Raw genomic sequence first — 16,536 nt, 5'->3', positions numbered from 1 at the left:
CGTTATCTTTCTGGCAGACGGTTGAGGTCGACTGCGTTGACAGATCTTGGTGCATCATAAGTTCTGAAGTGCAGATCGACTTGCGCAAAAACATATTGTGCACGATCCTATCTCAAATTTTGAGGGAGGGGACTATGAGCGTCGAAGAGAAACTTCGCGTACTTGCTGACAGAATCAAGACGCATTCCAGCGCAATGCTTACCGAAGAGGCCTTGAAGACAGCGATAGTGCTGCCATTCTTGGCGGCTCTAGATTATGACGTTTTCAATCCTGATGAAGTAATACCTGAGTACTGTGCCGACGCGGTGGGTAAGAAGGGAGAAAAGGTAGATTACGCGATCAAAATTGATGGAGAAATCAGGATTCTTGTCGAATGCAAACCAATCACTACAGTTCTTGATCGGATTCACCTTGCGCAGCTTTACAGGTATTTTTCCGTCACCAACGCCAAATTTGCCATACTTACCAACGGCCGTGCCTTCCATTTCCATACAGATCTGGTTGCACCGAATAAGCTCGATGATCGCCCGTTCCTGACATTTGACCTTTCGGACCTACAGGGTCAACTGACGTCCGAACTGAAGAAATTCGCAAAAGCTGATTTCAACGTAGACGGAATCTTGCAGTCCGCTCATCGCCTAAAATACACTTCGGCAATCAAAAAAGAGATTGGCAACGTGATGGAAAATCCGCCCGAGGAGTTTGTTCGGATGGTGACGGTTGGACTTTACCAAGGCCGGTTCACCGGTCAGGTGAAGGAGCAGTTCACACCGATGGTCAAAGCAGCCTTTCGCGAGATTGTTCGGGAATCTGTTCAGTCGCGTTTATCCACTGCGTTGGCTGAAACTGAGATTTCCGAGATTGGCGCGGATGGAATTGAGACCGAAGAGGAGGTTGTGACTACGGAGGACGAACGCGAGGGTTTCATGGTCGTCCGGGCTATTGTCCGCGATCTTCTAAAGCCAGCAAGGGTAATTATGCGCGACCAGAAGAGCTATTGCGGTATCCTCGTTGATAACAACAACCGCAAGCCACTTGCCCGACTATGGTTCAACCGGACTGTCAAATATCTCGGGCTTTTCGATGGAGAGAAGGAAGAGAAGGTCAAGATCGACTCGCTGGACGAAATCTATGACCACGCCGATCGCTTGCGAGCTACAGCAAAGGAATACCTTGCTGGGGCAATGGCTGCGCCATCCATCGCTTCGGCTTCCTAACCTTCCACGATCTCGCTGTACGCCCGCAACCGACGCCAAATTCGCGGCAGCCGTTTGTGGGTCAAACCAGCGATACATGTCCTCCGGCGTGGCGTTCTAGCCGCCCGGCGAGGTCGAGTTCCAGCAGCACCATGAACACTTGGGCCGGGTGCAGGCCAGTGTGGCGGATGATCTCGTCGACCGAGACGGGCGTCGGGCCGAGTGCCTCGATGACGCGGGCGCGATCGCTTTCGCGGGGCGGTGGTGCGGCCAAGAAGTCGGGCGGCTCTTCGAACGGCGGCACGTCGGGCGCTCGCATGCCGGTCAGCGGCGCGATTGCCCTGGAAATATCCGATGCCTCGGTGACCAGGGTGGCGCCCTCCTTGAGCAGGCCGTTGGCGCCGGCGGCGCGTGGATCGAGCGGTGAGCCCGGTACAGCGAAGACCAGTCGGCCCATTTCGCCGGCAAGCCTGGCGCTGATCAGGGACCCAGAGCGTTGCGCTGCCTCGACCACCACCAGCCCAAGGACCGCACCCGCGACAAGGCGGTTGCGGCGCGGAAAATCCTGAGCGCGCGGCTGCCAGCCGAACGGCATCTCCGAAATGATGGCGCCACGCTCGGCAATCTCTTCGCACAGGCCTGCATTTTCAGGCGGATAAGGCTGGTCGAGGCCGCCGGCCAGCACGCCGATCGTGCCGGTCGAAAGACTGCCCTGATGCGCCGCTGTGTCGATGCCGCGCGCCAGGCCGGAGACGATTGCGCAGCCGTCGCGGCCGAGGTCGGCTGCCAGCATGCGCGCCATCTTGATGCCGGCCAGCGACGCGTTGCGTGCCCCGACTATGGCGACACCCGGCAGCCGGAAAACAGCTGCGTTGCCCTTTACCGCCAGCAGGGGCGGCGGATGGTCCATGTTGCGCAAGAGGGGTGGGTAGTCTGCTTCACCGATGCCGACAAAGCGGGCGCCGGCCTTTCCAGCTGTTTCCAGTTCGGCCTCGGCCTCGGCAACGGACGGGATGCGGGCGATCCGGATGGCGCCGCCCGAAATCATCAGTTCCGGCAGTATTTCAAGCGCCGCTTCGGCTGAGCCGAAGCGGTTGATCAGGTCGCGAAAGGAGGCAGGGCCGACATTCTGGGTGCGGATCAGTCGTAGCCAGCTCAGCCGCTGCCGGTCGCTGAGGCGCGGCCCGGCGGTCGGCTCGCTCATCCCTTGGCTCCGATCTTGCCCTCGGTGCCGGCAAGCAGGCGCGAAATGTTTTCCCGGTGCTTGATGAAAACGATGACGCTCATCACCACGAACAATCCGGCAATTTGCGGCGTGCTCAGGACATAGAGGGCGATCGGCACGATGACCGCCGCCGTCAGCGCCGCAAGCGAGGAATAACGGAAGAGGAATGCCATCACCAGCCAGACGACGGCGAAGATCAGCGCTACCTGCCAGGCAAGGCCGATCAGCACGCCGAGATAGGTGGCGACGCCCTTGCCGCCCTTGAAGCCCAGCCATACCGGGAAGAGATGACCGAGAAAGGCGCCGAGACCGGCCCAGATCGCCAGGTCAGGCGCGAAATAGCCAGCAATCAGCACGGCGGCCGTGCCCTTCAGCACGTCGAGCAACAGCGTCGCCGCGGCTAGGCCCTTGTTGCCGGTGCGCAGAACATTGGTGGCGCCGATGTTGCCCGAGCCGATCTGGCGCACATCGCCAAGGCCGGCCGCGCGGGTGAGCAGAAGCCCGAACGGAATCGAGCCCAGGAGATAGCCGAACACAAGCGCTGGGATGAGGCTGTAAGTCATTGTTTCCCCCGCATTTCCCCCAGTTTGGCCGGATCAGGCGCGGTGCGCGGGTTGTCCGGCTCAGACGGAGAACACTGTGCGGCCCGCAACCAGCGTTTGCAAGACCTTGCCTTGCAGGCGCGCACCTTCGAAACAGGTGTTTTTTGAGCGCGAACGAATGCCGCTTTCGCTGACGATCCAGGGTTCGTCGAGGTCGACAAGCGCAAGATCGGCGACAGCGCCGGGCTTCAGCGTGCCACCGGGCAGTCCGAACAGTTTTGCCGGGGCCGTGGACAGGGTCTCGATCAGCCTCAGCAACGGCACGTCGCCATTGTGGTAGAGCCGCAAGGCCGCGCCCAGCAGCGTCTCCAACCCGATGGCGCCGGCCGCCGCATCGGCGAAGGGCAGGCGCTTGGTGTCGACATCCTGCGGATCGTGCGAGGAGACGATGATGTCGATCGTACCGTCCCTGACCGCCTCGATCATCGCCAGCCGGTCTTCCTCGGCACGCAATGGCGGCGTCAGGCGAAAGAAGGTGCGGTATTCGCCGACATCGTTTTCATTGAGCGACAGATTGTGGATCGCCACGCCCGACGTCACCGTCGCCCCGTCGGCCTTGGCACGCGTCACAGCGTTTGCCGCCATCGCCGTCGAGATCTTCGCCGCATGGTACGAACCGCGCGTCAGCCGCGCCAGCGCAAGGTCGCGTTCCAGCGGGATGGATTCGGCCTCGCGCGGAATGCCGGAAAGGCCGAGCCAGCTGGCGTAGAGGCCTTCATTCATCACGCCGGATGAACCGAGGTCCGCATCCTGCGTCTCATGCACGATGGTGGCGCCGAAGTCGCGCGCATAGGTCAGCGCGCGGCGCATCACCAGCGCACTCGATATGGTGTGGCGGCCATCGGTGAAGGCGACCGCGCCGGCTTCGCGCAGCAGGCCGAACTCGGTCATCTCGCGCCCGTCGAGGCCCTTGGTGATCGCCGCAGCCGGAAAGACGTTGACGATAGCCGTGTCTTTCGCGGTGCGCAGCACGAACTCGACCAGCGCCACATTGTCGATCACCGGGTCGGTATCGGGCATCATGACGATGGAGGTGACGCCGCCAGCCGCCGCCGCGACACTCGCCGACGCAATGGTTTCGCGATGCTCGCCGCCCGGTTCGCCGATGAAGACGCGGCCATCGACCAGGCCTGGAATGATCGCCTTGCCGGCGCAGTCGATAATGGTGGCGCCCTCGGGCGCGCCCTGGTTGAGCGCTGGCTTGCCGGCGGCAACGATCTTGCGGCCATCGACGATGACGGCGCCGATCTCGTCCATGCCGCGCGAGGGGTCGACGATGCGGGCGCGCTCAAAGACCGTTGTGCTCATGCGCCGCGGCCCTCTTGGTTGCGACGGGGATCGAGCAGCGCTTCCATGACCGCCATGCGCACAGCAACGCCCATTTCGACCTGTTCCTGGATGACGCTTTGCGGGCCGTCGGCGATTTCCGAAGCGATCTCGACGCCACGGTTCATCGGTCCGGGGTGCATCACCAACGCGTCGTCCTTGGCCGCCTTCAGTTTTTCCGCATCGAGGCCGAAATAGCGGAAATACTCGCGCACCGAAGGCACGAAGGCGCCTTCCATGCGCTCGCGCTGCAGGCGCAGCATCATCACCACATCGGCGTCCTTGAGGCCTTCGGCCATCGAACGGGTGACGATGACGCCCATCTTCTCGATGCCAGTGGGCAGCAGCGTCGACGGCGCAACGACGCGCACCTGCGCGCCGAGCGCGTTGAGCAGCATGATGTTGGAGCGCGCCACGCGCGAATGCAGGATGTCGCCGCAGATCGCCACGATCAGCTTCGACAGCGGGCCTTTGGCGCGGCGGATGGTCAGCGCGTCGAGCAGCGCCTGTGTCGGGTGCTCATGCGCGCCGTCGCCGGCATTGACGACGGAGCAGCCGACCTTCTGCGCGAGAAGCGCGGCCGCACCGGCCGACTGGTGGCGGATGATCAATATGTCGGGCCGCATGGCATTCAGCGTCATCGCCGTGTCGATGAGCGTTTCGCCCTTCTTCACCGAAGAGCTTGCCACCGACATGTTCATGACATCGGCGCCAAGCCGCTTTCCGGCCAGTTCGAACGACGACTGCGTGCGCGTCGAGGCTTCATAGAACAGGTTGATCTGTGTGCGGCCGCGCAGCGTCGAGGTTTTCTTCTCGGACTGCCGCGAGATCGCGACCGCCCGGTCCGCCCTGTCGAGCAACAGCTCGATGTCGGCAGGGGAAAGGTCGCGGATGCCCAGAAGATGGCGATGAGGATAGGGGGACGCAGCGTCGGTCATCTCAAGGGGCTGCTATAGGGTGGAGACTTTGCGGCTGCAAGCGCCAGCTTTGCATTGGAGCCGTTCTCCTCATTTTTTTCGTGTAGATGGCCGATTGTATCGGCCGGTATTTTCATCGCGCGCGCTGCATGGCTTGGCTATATCTAGCCGACAGCCTCGGATTCGTGGCTTTCTGACGATAGAAGGATTGGGCGTGACCGACGACGTGACGAACCAGCCGCCGCCGCTGACGGGCGGCAACGCCTGGCGGGGCGATCCGTTGCTGATCCAGCTCGCGGAGCGTTTTTCCGATCCGGTGCGCCGGGAACTCGACGGTCTCGGCCGTTTCGTGCTGACGCAGGAGGCGCAGGAACTGGCGCGCCTCGCCAATGTCGAGACGCCGAAGCTGAGGACGCATGATCGCCAAGGACGGCGCATCGACGTGGTCGAGTTCCATCCCGCCTATCACGCCTTGATGCGCCGCTCCGTGGCCAATGGGCTGCATTCCTCGGTGTGGGAAAACGGCGACACCGAGATCGGCCGCCGCCATCAGGTCCGTGCCGCCCGGTTTTATCTGACGGCGGAGCTCGAGACCGGGCATCTGTGCCCCATCACCATGACCAACGCTTCGCTGGCGGCCTTGATGGCCAGCCCGAAACTGTTTCGTGAATGGGCGCCGCGCGTGACGACGCGCAAATATGACCAGAGCCAAAAGCCGCCGGTCGAGAAAACCGGGCTGACGCTCGGCATGGGCATGACCGAGAAACAGGGCGGCACCGATGTGCGCGCCAATGTGACGAGGGCGGAACGCGCCGGCAGCGGTTTTTATCGTCTGACCGGGCACAAATGGTTCATGTCGGCGCCGATGTCGGATGCCTTCCTGGTGCTGGCGCAGGCGCCGGAGGGGCTGTCGTGCTTCCTCGTACCGCGCGTTCTCGGTGACGGCTCGGGCAACGGCTTCCGCTTCCAGCGGCTGAAGGACAAGCTCGGCAACCGTTCCAACGCATCCTCCGAAGTCGAATTCGTCAATGCCATCGGCGAGATGGTCGGCGAACCCGGTGCCGGTGTGAAGACGATCATGGACATGGTGACGCTCACCCGGCTCGATTGTGCCATCGCCTCGTCGGCGATCATGCGCGCGGGCCTCGCCGAGGCCGTTCATCATGCCCGCCATCGTCAGGTGTTCGGTTCGACCCTGATCGAGCAGCCGTTGATGCAGCGCGTGCTGGCGGACATGGCACTCGATGTCGCCGCCGCCACCGCACTGTCGTTCCGGCTGGCGCGGTCCTTCGACGAGGCGGCCAGCGACCGCGGTGAAGCGGCGTTTGCCCGCGCCATGACGCCGGTCGTCAAATACTGGGTCTGCAAGATCGCGCCGCCTTTGCTCTATGAGGCGATGGAGTGCCTCGGCGGCAATGGCTATGTCGAGGAGGCGCCGCTCGCCCGCTATTATCGCGAGGCCCCGGTCAACGCGATCTGGGAGGGCTCGGGCAATGTCATGGCGCTCGACGTGCTGCGCGTGCTTGGCCGTGCGCCCGGCCTGTTCGAGGATGTGCTGGCCGGCATCGACCGCGATCTCGGCGCCGGCGGACGCGGCACGATCGGCGTGCTGAAGGCGGCGATGCAGGTCGCTTCAACCGACGAAGGTTCGGCTCGGCTGCTCACCGAGCAGCTGGCTCTGTCGGCTGCGGCGGCGGAATTGCGCCGTCTGGGGGCAGGGCGGATCGCCGACGCTTTCGTCGAGACGCGATTGGCCGGCCAATGGCGCAACACCTATGGCATGATCGATTCGCGCCACGATGCACGCATGATCATCGACACGCTCTATCCGCCAGTGAACTGAGCCGCGAGCATCGCAAAAACCGGCGCCATCCACAGTTTTGAGGCGTTGGTCCGTATCCTCTCGCATATGGCTAATTTCCGTTAACCTTAACAAATGGTTTCCGTTGCGATGGCGAGCGGCAAGGCCCACTGTCCCGGCGCAAGCAGGCAATGGTTCAGATTGGCCGTCTCCTGCTTTGCGAAGCAGGAACACCGATGCGACAGGTACTGACCTCTTTTCTGACCTTGCACTGGACGATTGTTTTCGCCCTGCTTGCGCTCATCTGCATCGACGGAAACCGTGGTGTGGCGGCGGCGCTCGGCGTGATCGGTGCCACAATCGAGGGTACCCGCTTCGTCAACCTCGACAATTTCGTTGTCGTGGCGCCGCTTGCCACCGCATTGCTGGTCGTCGCGGTTCTGTTTTTCTGGGCCTTTGTCGAAGCCCTGGTCAACGACGCGACCAGCCCGGACGCCGACAGCGTTGCCCGCATCGCCTTCATCTGCGCGTCCGGCGTGTTGTCGCTGATCGTCATCGGGGGTGCTGCGCAAGGCATAAACGGGCTGTTCATGGCTGTTGCCGTGCAGCTGGCAGCACTTCTGGCATCCTATGTCGCCATGCTTGCCGAACGGCGGTCCGTGGTTGCGGCAGCGGCTTCGGGCGAAGGCGAGATCCATGCCGTCGCGCACGGCATGGCAAAAGCCGCAGCCCACAATTCGCTGCTTTCACTCATATCAGGCCGAACGGTGTCCAAAACCGGCTCCAATCCCAGGGGAGGCCGCTGATGCGCTACATCTTCGGATTCTGGGCGGCGCCGATGGCGATTTTCTGGGGCTGGTTCTATCTGTCGGCCAATGACATCAATTTCGGCTACGCGATGCTCAGCCGACAGATGCACGACTTCTTCTTCCAGCTCTACGGTCAGATGCTCGGCATCGATCCGGCGATCATCCCCGGCATGGTGGCGAAGACGTGCGTCTTCGACGGGTTGCTGCTGATGGCGCTTTGGGCATTCCGCCGTCGCCGCGAAATCGCCGGCTGGGTCAGACAGCGCTGGGCGGGTCCGGTTCCGTTCGAGCGGATGCGTGGAGCGACTGAAGCCGGTCCAAAACTCCCTGCAGAATAAACGCGGCTGCCGCCGAATCGATCTTACCGGCGCGCTTGCGGCGCGAGAAATCCATCTCGATCAGCGTCCTTTCGGCCGCGACCGTCGATAGCCTTTCGTCCCAGAGCACGAAGGGCAGGTCGCTCATTTGTGCCATGTTACGGACGAAGGCGCGCGATTTCTGCGCACGCGGACCTTCCGAGCCGTTCATGTTGATCGGCAGCCCAATCACCACGGCGCCGGCATTCTCCTTCTGCAGCAAGGCGAGCAGCACCGCCGCATCGAGCGAAAATTTCCTTCGCATGATGACCGGACGCGGATGGGCGAAGGAAAACCTCTGGTCCGAGACCGCGACGCCGATCGTCTTGTCGCCGAGGTCAAGCCCCGCCAGCGTCTTACCGCCGGCTAACCGCGCCGGCAATTCTTCGATCGTGATAATACCCACCGGCCGTCCTTCGCCTTTCACCACCAGGTGTTTTGTCAAACGCGTGGCGGACAAGTAACCCTTTGATCTCGGGGCCACTGGCGTTCTATCCTTTGGCAAGTCAAAAATCGAGGAATGCATTCATGAAACTGACCTGGTACGGCCACTCGGCCTTTCGGATCGATACCGCTGATGTCAAGATCCTCATCGACCCCTATCTGATAGGCAATCCGTCATGGACGGGTGGCTGGGAGGGCCCGGCTGAGGATGTCACGCATGTGCTGCTGACGCATGGCCACAGCGACCACATCAGCGGCGCGGTGGAGGTGCTCGGCAAAAGCGGCGCCCAGCTCGTCGCCAATTTCGAGATCTGCATGTATCTGGTCGGCAAGGGCGTCAGCGACAAGAAGATCAATCCCGGCAACATCGGCGGCACCGTCGATTGCGGCAGCTTCACCACCACTTTTGTCCAGGCGCTGCACTCATCCTCGTTCCCGGGCGAGGGCGGCCAGAACACCTATCTCGGCAATCCGGGCGGCCTCGTCCTGCATTTCCCGGAAGACAAAACGCTCTATCACATGGGCGACACCGACATCTTCTCCGACATGGCGCTGATCAACGAGTTGCATGAGCCGAAGATAGGCCTGGTGCCGATCGGCGACCGCTTCACCATGGGCGGCGCGGTGGCGGCACTTGCCTGCCGGCGCTTCTTCAAATTCGACACCGTGGTTCCCTGCCACTTCGGCACGTTTCCGATGATCGACCCGACCGCCGATAAGTTCGAGGCCGGCCTGGAAGGATCCGGTGTAAGGCTGGCGTTGCCGAAAATCGGTGAGACGATTACGATCTAGAAACAGCTAAAGTGGAATAAATCCATGGTATTGGGGCGATCTCTTTGCGTTTCCATGTTTGTCGCGGCGTCGCCCGCGCTCGCCGCGGATGATTTCATCGAAGGCGTCTACCTTCAGTCCGAAGAGCTTTGCACGCAGGCCAAAAAGGACACGCTGCAAACGCTGATCGACGCCGGCAACATCGTGCTTTCGGCGCACGGCCTGCAGAGCGTGGAATACAATTGCGAGTTTCTGCAGGTCAGCAAGGCGACCGCTTCGCCGAGCTGGGCGGTGACGGCCCTCTGCCAGGAACCGGGCTATGTCTTCCCGGATGTCCTCTCGGTGAGGCAAATGAATGAGAAGCAGATCGATCTCGTGTCGGTCCGGCCCGTCAACGACGAAAGCGAAGCAAGCGGCAACAGCGGCAGCTACTATTTGTGCGAGGGCGTTGCCCTGCCGTAGACATCATCCTGTGCGTGGATCGATGGCCGAAGACTAGGCCGCCGCCGCAGCCTGGTCTCTCGCACGATGCATGTTGCGCAGCGCGCGCGGCGCCGCTATAGCCCGAACTGGTTTTCCCCGAGGCAAAAACATGTCCGTAGATCTTCAGACAGTGAAGCGCGTCGCGCATCTCGCCCGCATTGCGGTGAGCGAGGAAGATGCCGAACGGATGACCGGCGAGCTGAACGCCATTCTGGGCTTCGTCGAACAGCTGAATGAGGTCGATGTTTCCGGCATCGAACCGATGACCTCGGTGACGCCGATGGACATGAAGAAGCGTCAGGACGTTGTTACTGACGGCGGCAAGGCAGCTGACATCGTCGCCAACGCGCCGGCGACCGAAGAGAATTTCTTCCTCGTGCCGAAGGTCGTGGAGTAAACCGGCCGATGGCAATCGACATCGCCATTGAAACGCCACTGCAGGACGACGTGCGCGGCCTGGTTGAGGAACTCAACCAGACCTTGCTCGAACTGACGCCGCCGGAGCATTGCTATCATCTGACGGTCGAGCAGATGGCTGGTGAGGACACGACTGTCTTCATCGCCCGCGACAACGGCATGGCCATTGGCTGCGGTGCGCTGAAACGCCATGACGGCGCTGTCGGCGAGGTCAAGCGCATGTACACGCGGCCCTCGCATCGCGGGCAGAAGATCGGCGCGAAAATCGTCGAGCAGGTCGAGGCGCTGGCGCGCAACGAGGGGCTGAAGCGCCTGGTGCTGGAGACGGGCGACCGTCACCCCGCGGCGTGGACCGTCTACGAACGCGCCGGGTTTTCGCGTTGCGGCCCGGTGCTGGATTATCCCGATTCCGAGTGGTCGGTGTTTTACGAAAAGAGCCTTTGATGAGCGACCTGACCCAGCTGACGATTTCACAGGCCCGCGCCAAGCTGCACGGCAAGGAAATCACCGCGACCGAGATCACCGAGGCCTATCTCTCGGCCATCGATCGCGCCAATCCCGCGCTCAATGCCTATGTCGCGGTGACAGGCGACAAGGCGCGCGACATGGCCAAGGCGTCCGACGCAAGGCTGGGCAAGGGCGAGGGCGGTGCGCTGGAAGGCATCCCGCTCGGAATCAAGGACCTGTTCGGCACCGAAGGCGTCCATACGCAGGCCTGCAGTCATGTGCTGGACGGGTTCAAGCCGCGCTACGAATCGACCGTTACGTCAAATCTGTGGGCCGACGGCGCCGTCATGCTCGGTAAACTCAACATGGACGAGTTCGCCATGGGCTCGTCCAACGAGACGTCCTACTATGGCCCGGTCATCAATCCGTGGCGGCGCTCGCGCCTAGACACGGTGGTGATGCCGACGACGCATCAGGGTGATGGCGGCTTCGTCTCGGCCGGCGGCACCAGGACCGCGCGCAGCCTGGACAATGCGCAGCTGGTGCCGGGCGGTTCTTCCGGCGGTTCGGCAACCGCAGTGTCGGCCTTCCTGTGTGCCGGCGCGACCGCGACGGATACTGGCGGCTCGATCCGCCAGCCGGCCGCCTTCACCGGCACGGTCGGCATCAAGCCGACCTATGGCCGCTGCTCGCGCTGGGGCATCGTCGCCTTCGCCTCGTCGCTCGACCAGGCCGGCCCGATCGCTCGTGACGTGCGCGATGCCGCGATCCTGCTGAAGTCGATGGCCTCCGTCGATCCGAAGGACACGACGTCGGTCGACATGCCGGTACCGGACTATGAGGCCGCGATCGGCAAGCCGATCAAGGGCATGAAGGTCGGCATTCCCAGGGAGTACCGCGTCGAGGGCATGCCCGAAGAGATCGAAGCGCTGTGGCAGAAGGGCATTGCCTGGCTGAAGGACGCCGGCGCCGAGATCGTCGATATTTCCCTGCCGCATACGAAATACGCGCTGCCCGCCTATTACATCGTGGCGCCCGCCGAGGCTTCGTCCAATCTCGCCCGCTACGATGGCGTCCGCTACGGCTTGCGCGTGCCGGGCAAGGATATCGTCGACATGTATGAGAAGACCCGTGCCGCCGGTTTCGGCCGTGAGGTCAAGCGCCGTATCATGATCGGCACCTATGTGCTGTCGGCCGGCTATTACGACGCCTACTATCTGCAGGCGCAGAAGGTGCGCAATCTGATCAAGCGGGATTTCGAGACTGTCTTCGCCGCCGGCGTCGATGTCATCCTGACCCCGGCAACGCCATCCGCCGCCTTCGGCATCGCCGACGAGGACATGGCTGCCGATCCGGTCAAGATGTACCTGAACGACATCTTCACCGTCACGGTGAACATGGCCGGCCTGCCGGGCATCGCTGTGCCCGCCGGGCTCGACGCCAAGGGTTTGCCGCTCGGGCTGCAACTGATCGGCCGGCCGTTCGACGAGGAAACCCTGTTCCAGACCGCCGCCGTCATCGAGCAGGCCGCCGGCACATTCCAGCCGGAGAAATGGTGGTAGCATGCCGCCCCCGTCTCGCATTTCCATCGTCGAGACGGAAGACGAACTGCTGATAACCAACCCACCGCGCATCTCGGATTTCAGGATGGGCTTCGTCCTGGTTGGGGCCGCGATCGTTGCCTACACCGGCTACATGGGATTGACCGACGCGTCGCCCGCAAACGTCGCCAGCGGCACTCTCGGACTGCTGTCGTTCACTGCGATCATTGCCCTCTTCACCTACTTCCTCGGCAAGGATTTCATGTGGCTGGTGTTCGGCAAGGAAACCCTGCGGCTAACCGACGTGGCAGCCGTGCGCGACGTCAGGGGTTTTGTGCGAAATCGTTCCTCATTGCCTTTGAAAGGGCACCTTGAGGCCGAAATCCTCGACCATACCTATCCAACGGATGAAGCGAGGCTGTCGGAAGTCATCAGGTTGACCAACACCAACGGCGTCCTTGTTTTCGGCAGGGAGTTGAGCCGGCCCGAGGCCGAGGCTGTGACAAGTGCCGTCGAGCACTTCATCGGTCGTGAGAATTCGAGCCGACGATAGGCAGCCAATGTTCTTCTACCTTTCCAAGATCTTCTGGTTCTTCATCCAGCCGCTCAACCTGGCGATCTTCCTGCTGCTAGCGGGACTGCTCGCGGTCACGATCGGGCGCCGACGGTTAGCGGCCGCCGGCAGCGTGCTGGCATTTTTGATCCTTGCACTGTCAGCATGGACGTCGCTCGGCGCCATGATGCTCAATCCGTTGGAAGAGCGCTTTCAACGCCCGCCGCTGCCGGAAAAGGTCGACGGCATCGTCGTGCTCGGCGGCGGCTTCGAGGGCGCCATCAATCTGGCGCGCGGCGGCTATGAGCTGAACAGCAGCGGCGATCGGATGGTCGAGACCGCGATTCTCGCCCGGCGCTTTCCCACCGCCAAGGTGGTCGTCTCCGGCGGCACCGGCGCGTTGTTTCTCGATGGCGAGGGCGATGCCGCAACCGCGCCGCGCCTGCTCACCGCGCTTGGCGTGGCCGCCGACCGTATGATCCTGGAGAACAAGTCCCGCAACACCTATGAGAACGCGGTCTTCACCAAGGAGTTGGTAACGCCGAAACCCGGCGAGACCTGGCTGCTGGTGACCTCGGCCTTCCATATGCCGCGCGCCAAGGCGCTGTTCGACAAGGCCGGCTTTGCAACTGTTCCATGGCCGGTCGACTATCGCACCTCGGGACGGGAAGGCGTCGGCCTGTTCCGCGACAATCCAGCCGATTCGCTGCAGGCCACCACCATGGCCATCCGGGAATGGATCGGGCTTTTTGCCTACTGGCTGTCAGGCCGGATCGATCAGCCTTTTCCGGGTGGCTGACCGATCACCGCCTGCCTGGCCGCCGAGAAGAACTGGCGCCGCACCAGCACCGCCAGCAGCAACAGCGTCGACAACACGAACACCATGGGGTCGACGAACCAGCCGAGATAACCGATCGAGAAGAACACGCCGCGTAGGCCGGAGTTGAAGTGCTTTCCGGCGAGCATGTTCATTTGCGCCGCACGCCACACCGCCGTTTCGGTGACCGGATTGCGCGAGGCTTCGCCATGCGGGATCGGTACGGCGCCGATCAGGATCGTGCAATAATTGAACAGCCGGTACGCCCAGCCGAATTTGAAGAACGAAAACGCCAGGATCAGCACCAGCCCAAACACCTTTATCTGGAAGGCCGCGCGCGACGGCGCGCCACCCAGAGGCAGGTCGCTGAGCACTTCAAGAACCCGGTCGGACGCGCCGAGCAGGGCAAAGCAGCCGCCGATCGCGATCAGCGAGCTGGAGGCGAAGAAGGCGGTGCCTTGCTGCAGCCCGCTCATGATGGCGGTGTCGACGATGCGGATCTCGCGCTCGGCCATGGTCCGCATCCAGGCTTGCCGCTGTGCATTCATCGCCGTCGTCAGCGACACCCGGCTGACAAGCTTGCCGTCGGAGGCAAACGTGTGCAGCAGCCACGCGACGAGGAAGAAGGCCAGCGCCGCGAGATCGGCTGTCGAAAGATCGAGGGAATCGCCCATGGCCTGAATTTATCACATTCAGGGCGATCGCTTCGATGTCCGCATTCAGCGATCGTGCCAATGTCGCTGCCGGAGCAAACAAGGTCGGCGGGTGCAGCGCCGCGATTTCCAAAAGAGCGGAAACATCGTGGGAATTCCTATATGTAGTCCTCGACCTGACTCCAGGAGACAACGCCGCGTGTTCCTTTCGGTTTTCGACCTGTTCAAGATCGGCATAGGACCCTCGAGTTCGCACACGATGGGACCGATGACCGCCGCGGCGCGGTTTCTCGACGAGGTCGCGGGAAATGACTGGCCGCGCCCGGCGGGTGTGAAGGTCGACCGCCTTGGTGCCAGCCTGCACGGGTCACTCGCCTATACCGGCATCGGCCACGGCAGTGACCGCGCCGTCATGCTCGGCCTTGCCGGTCTGACGCCGCAGACGGTCGATCCCGACCAGGCCGATGGCATTGCCAGCCGCATCGCCGCCGAAAAGCGCATTTCGCCGCCCGGCCATCCCACCTATCGCTTCGATCCGGCCACCGATCTGGTGCTGGACCGCAAGACGCCGCTCACCGGCCACGCCAACGGCATGGCGTTCTACGCCTATGATGCCGGCGGCCGCCTGCTGCTCAAGCGCATCTATTATTCGATCGGCGGCGGCTTCGTGGTTTCCGAAGAGGAACTGCAGCGGATGAAGGCCAAGGGATCGGTGACGACGGAAGGCAAGAAAGTGCCTTATCCGTTCAAGAATGCGGTCGAGATGCTGGCCATGGCCGGCAAAAGCGGCCTTTCCATCGCCGACATGAAACGCGTCAACGAGGAGACGCAGATGACGCGCGAGGCGCTCGACGCCGGCCTCGACGGCATCTGGAGCGCCATGAAAGGCTGCATCGACCGTGGCCTGTCGCAGGACGGCATCATGCCGGGCGGGTTGAAGGTGCGCCGCCGGGCCCGCATGCTGCATGACAAGCTGCAGGAGCAATGGCAGCAGAACAAGCCCAATCCCTTGCTCGCCAATGACTGGCTGTCGATCTACGCCATGGCGGTGAACGAGGAAAATGCTGCCGGTGGCCGGGTCGTCACAGCGCCGACCAACGGTGCGGCCGGCACGCTGCCGGCGGTGCTGCGCTACTGGCTGCATTTCCATCCCGAGGCGGACCAGCCGAGCATTCGTGATTTCCTGCTGACGGCTGCTGCGGTCGGCGGCATCATCAAGACCAATGCTTCGATCTCCGGCGCCGAAGTCGGCTGTCAGGGCGAGGTCGGGTCGGCATCGGCAATGGCGGCGGCCGGCCTGTGCGCCGTCATGGGCGGTACGCCCGAGCAGGTCGAGAATGCCGCCGAGATCGCGCTCGAACACCATCTCGGCATGACCTGCGATCCGGTTGGCGGGCTGGTGCAGGTGCCGTGCATCGAGCGCAATGCGCTGGGCGCGGTCAAGGCGGTGACGGCAGCGTCACTAGCCATCAAGGGCGACGGCACCCATTTCGTACCTCTCGATGCAGCGATCGAGACCATGCGCCAGACCGGCCTCGACATGAACGAGAAGTACAAGGAAACCAGCCTGGGTGGGCTCGCCGTCAACGTCGTGGAATGCTGAAGGCTGGCCTAAACTGCCACTGTGGAGAAGTCGATCCGGTCGTTGACGCGTCCGCATGCGGGACTAACCTTAAGCGATGTCTCTCAATCTCATAAAACTCTGTGTCGGCTGCGACAGCGTCGAAGATCTCGAGGAGTGGATCGCCTTCCGCCTCGACGAGCGGCGGCGCGCCGGTGAGCCGGTCGAGCAATATCACACCACGCGCATGATGCCGACGCGCGGCGCCGAGGTCACTGATGGCGGTTCGCTCTATTGGGTGATCAAAGGAAATGTGCAGTGCCGCCAACTGATCACCGAGATCCGGCCGTTCACCGATAGTGAAGGCATCGGCCGCTGCCACCTGATTCTCGACCCGAAGGTTGTTCGAACCGACTGGCAGCCGCGCCGGGCCTTTCAGGGCTGGCGCTATCTGAAGCCGGCCGACGCGCCGCTCGATCTGGGCAAGGGCAAGGCCGGACTGATCGAGATGCCGCCGAAACTCAGGCGCGAGCTTGCCGATCTCGGCCTGCTCTGACCCGAGGTGGCATCACCGTCTGGCCCTTTGTGCCACCCGATGTGGGGCTTGCAAGCGATGT

General features: G+C 62.6%; 19 protein-coding genes. 13 read left to right on the top strand and 6 right to left on the bottom strand.

What is annotated here, in order from left to right; translation table 11 throughout:
* The first annotated feature begins 134 nt into the window (after positions 1–134).
* Positions 135–1,217 carry a type I restriction enzyme HsdR N-terminal domain-containing protein gene (locus tag LB519_RS07145; RefSeq protein WP_224619249.1) on the top strand — a complete coding sequence of 361 codons (1,083 nt, stop codon included), beginning with the start codon at positions 135–137 and terminating at the stop codon, positions 1,215–1,217.
* A 61-nt stretch (positions 1,218–1,278) separates the two neighbouring features.
* Here the strand turns inward: LB519_RS07145 and dprA are convergent, their stop codons facing one another.
* From dprA to LB519_RS07125, 4 genes are read right to left on the bottom strand one after another with little or no spacing between them, the layout of a single operon-like run.
* Positions 1,279–2,400, bottom strand: coding sequence for a DNA-processing protein DprA (gene dprA, locus LB519_RS07140; protein WP_224619247.1), 1,122 nt, complete (start codon positions 2,398–2,400; stop codon positions 1,279–1,281).
* Positions 2,397–2,984 carry a glycerol-3-phosphate 1-O-acyltransferase PlsY gene (gene plsY, locus LB519_RS07135; RefSeq protein WP_024503489.1) on the bottom strand — a complete coding sequence of 196 codons (588 nt, stop codon included), beginning with the start codon at positions 2,982–2,984 and terminating at the stop codon, positions 2,397–2,399. Before plsY ends, dprA begins: the two co-directional genes overlap by 4 nt.
* A gap of 60 nt (positions 2,985–3,044) precedes the next feature.
* Positions 3,045–4,331, bottom strand: coding sequence for a dihydroorotase (locus LB519_RS07130; protein ID WP_224619245.1), 1,287 nt, complete (start codon positions 4,329–4,331; stop codon positions 3,045–3,047).
* Positions 4,328–5,287, bottom strand: coding sequence for an aspartate carbamoyltransferase catalytic subunit (locus tag LB519_RS07125; RefSeq protein ID WP_224619243.1), 960 nt, complete (start codon positions 5,285–5,287; stop codon positions 4,328–4,330). The genes LB519_RS07130 and LB519_RS07125 overlap by 4 nt, the downstream gene beginning before the upstream one ends.
* Before the next feature lie 193 nt (positions 5,288–5,480).
* On the opposite strand from LB519_RS07125, the gene LB519_RS07120 reads away from it, so the two are divergent.
* The 3 genes from LB519_RS07120 (at position 5,481) to LB519_RS07110 (ending at position 8,214) form a co-directional block, all read left to right on the top strand.
* On the top strand, positions 5,481–7,109 hold the full coding sequence (locus tag LB519_RS07120) for a DNA alkylation response protein (RefSeq protein ID WP_013531793.1): 1,629 nt from the start codon (positions 5,481–5,483) through the stop codon (positions 7,107–7,109).
* Positions 7,110–7,303: 194 nt separating this feature from the next.
* Positions 7,304–7,873 (top strand): hypothetical protein, encoded by a 570-nt coding sequence (locus tag LB519_RS07115; RefSeq protein WP_013531792.1) that lies wholly within the window; start codon positions 7,304–7,306, stop codon positions 7,871–7,873.
* On the top strand, positions 7,873–8,214 hold the full coding sequence (locus LB519_RS07110; protein WP_013531791.1) for a DUF6105 family protein: 342 nt from the start codon (positions 7,873–7,875) through the stop codon (positions 8,212–8,214). Before LB519_RS07115 ends, LB519_RS07110 begins: the two co-directional genes overlap by 1 nt.
* On the opposite strand, the gene ruvX is transcribed toward LB519_RS07110, so the two are convergent.
* Positions 8,132–8,638 carry a Holliday junction resolvase RuvX gene (gene ruvX, locus LB519_RS07105; RefSeq protein WP_224619651.1) on the bottom strand — a complete coding sequence of 169 codons (507 nt, stop codon included), beginning with the start codon at positions 8,636–8,638 and terminating at the stop codon, positions 8,132–8,134. The two genes, LB519_RS07110 and ruvX, sit on opposite strands and share 83 nt — an antisense overlap.
* Before the next feature lie 122 nt (positions 8,639–8,760).
* Between ruvX and LB519_RS07100 the strand changes: the two genes are divergently transcribed.
* The 7 genes from LB519_RS07100 to LB519_RS07070 all read left to right on the top strand — a co-directional run bounded on the left by LB519_RS07100 (position 8,761) and on the right by LB519_RS07070 (position 13,687).
* Entirely contained in the window at positions 8,761–9,468 is a 708-nt protein-coding gene (locus tag LB519_RS07100; protein ID WP_224619241.1) for a metal-dependent hydrolase, read from the top strand.
* A 54-nt stretch (positions 9,469–9,522) separates the two neighbouring features.
* Positions 9,523–9,909 (top strand): hypothetical protein, encoded by a 387-nt coding sequence (locus LB519_RS07095; protein WP_411909235.1) that lies wholly within the window; start codon positions 9,523–9,525, stop codon positions 9,907–9,909.
* A 130-nt stretch (positions 9,910–10,039) separates the two neighbouring features.
* Positions 10,040–10,327: an Asp-tRNA(Asn)/Glu-tRNA(Gln) amidotransferase subunit GatC gene (gene gatC / locus LB519_RS07090; protein ID WP_013531787.1), complete on the top strand. Its 288-nt coding sequence runs from the start codon at positions 10,040–10,042 to the stop codon at positions 10,325–10,327.
* A gap of 8 nt (positions 10,328–10,335) precedes the next feature.
* Entirely contained in the window at positions 10,336–10,791 is a 456-nt protein-coding gene (locus LB519_RS07085) for a GNAT family N-acetyltransferase (RefSeq protein WP_013531786.1), read from the top strand.
* Positions 10,791–12,356, top strand: coding sequence for an amidase (locus tag LB519_RS07080; protein WP_024503484.1), 1,566 nt, complete (start codon positions 10,791–10,793; stop codon positions 12,354–12,356). The genes LB519_RS07085 and LB519_RS07080 overlap by 1 nt, the downstream gene beginning before the upstream one ends.
* A gap of 1 nt (position 12,357) precedes the next feature.
* Positions 12,358–12,888: a hypothetical protein gene (locus LB519_RS07075; protein WP_224619238.1), complete on the top strand. Its 531-nt coding sequence runs from the start codon at positions 12,358–12,360 to the stop codon at positions 12,886–12,888.
* Positions 12,889–12,895: 7 nt separating this feature from the next.
* Complete coding sequence (locus tag LB519_RS07070) at positions 12,896–13,687, top strand: YdcF family protein (protein WP_024503482.1); 792 nt, start codon at positions 12,896–12,898, stop codon at positions 13,685–13,687.
* On the opposite strand, the gene LB519_RS07065 is transcribed toward LB519_RS07070, so the two are convergent.
* Positions 13,666–14,379 carry a DUF599 domain-containing protein gene (locus LB519_RS07065; RefSeq protein ID WP_013531782.1) on the bottom strand — a complete coding sequence of 238 codons (714 nt, stop codon included), beginning with the start codon at positions 14,377–14,379 and terminating at the stop codon, positions 13,666–13,668. The genes LB519_RS07070 and LB519_RS07065 overlap by 22 nt on opposite strands.
* A 178-nt stretch (positions 14,380–14,557) precedes the next feature.
* Between LB519_RS07065 and LB519_RS07060 the strand changes: the two genes are divergently transcribed.
* Both LB519_RS07060 and LB519_RS07055 read left to right on the top strand, forming a co-directional pair.
* Positions 14,558–15,961 carry an L-serine ammonia-lyase gene (locus tag LB519_RS07060; protein WP_224619236.1) on the top strand — a complete coding sequence of 468 codons (1,404 nt, stop codon included), beginning with the start codon at positions 14,558–14,560 and terminating at the stop codon, positions 15,959–15,961.
* 76 nt (positions 15,962–16,037) lie between these two features.
* Positions 16,038–16,475, top strand: coding sequence for a DUF1489 family protein (locus tag LB519_RS07055; protein ID WP_027161545.1), 438 nt, complete (start codon positions 16,038–16,040; stop codon positions 16,473–16,475).
* The last annotated feature ends 61 nt before the right edge of the window (positions 16,476–16,536 follow it).

This window comes from Mesorhizobium sp. AD1-1, assembly GCF_020164655.1.
Lineage (GTDB): Bacteria > Pseudomonadota > Alphaproteobacteria > Rhizobiales > Rhizobiaceae > Mesorhizobium > Mesorhizobium ciceri.
Note: the sequence above shows the minus strand (reverse complement) of the source record. Positions and strands in the feature narration are given on the sequence as shown.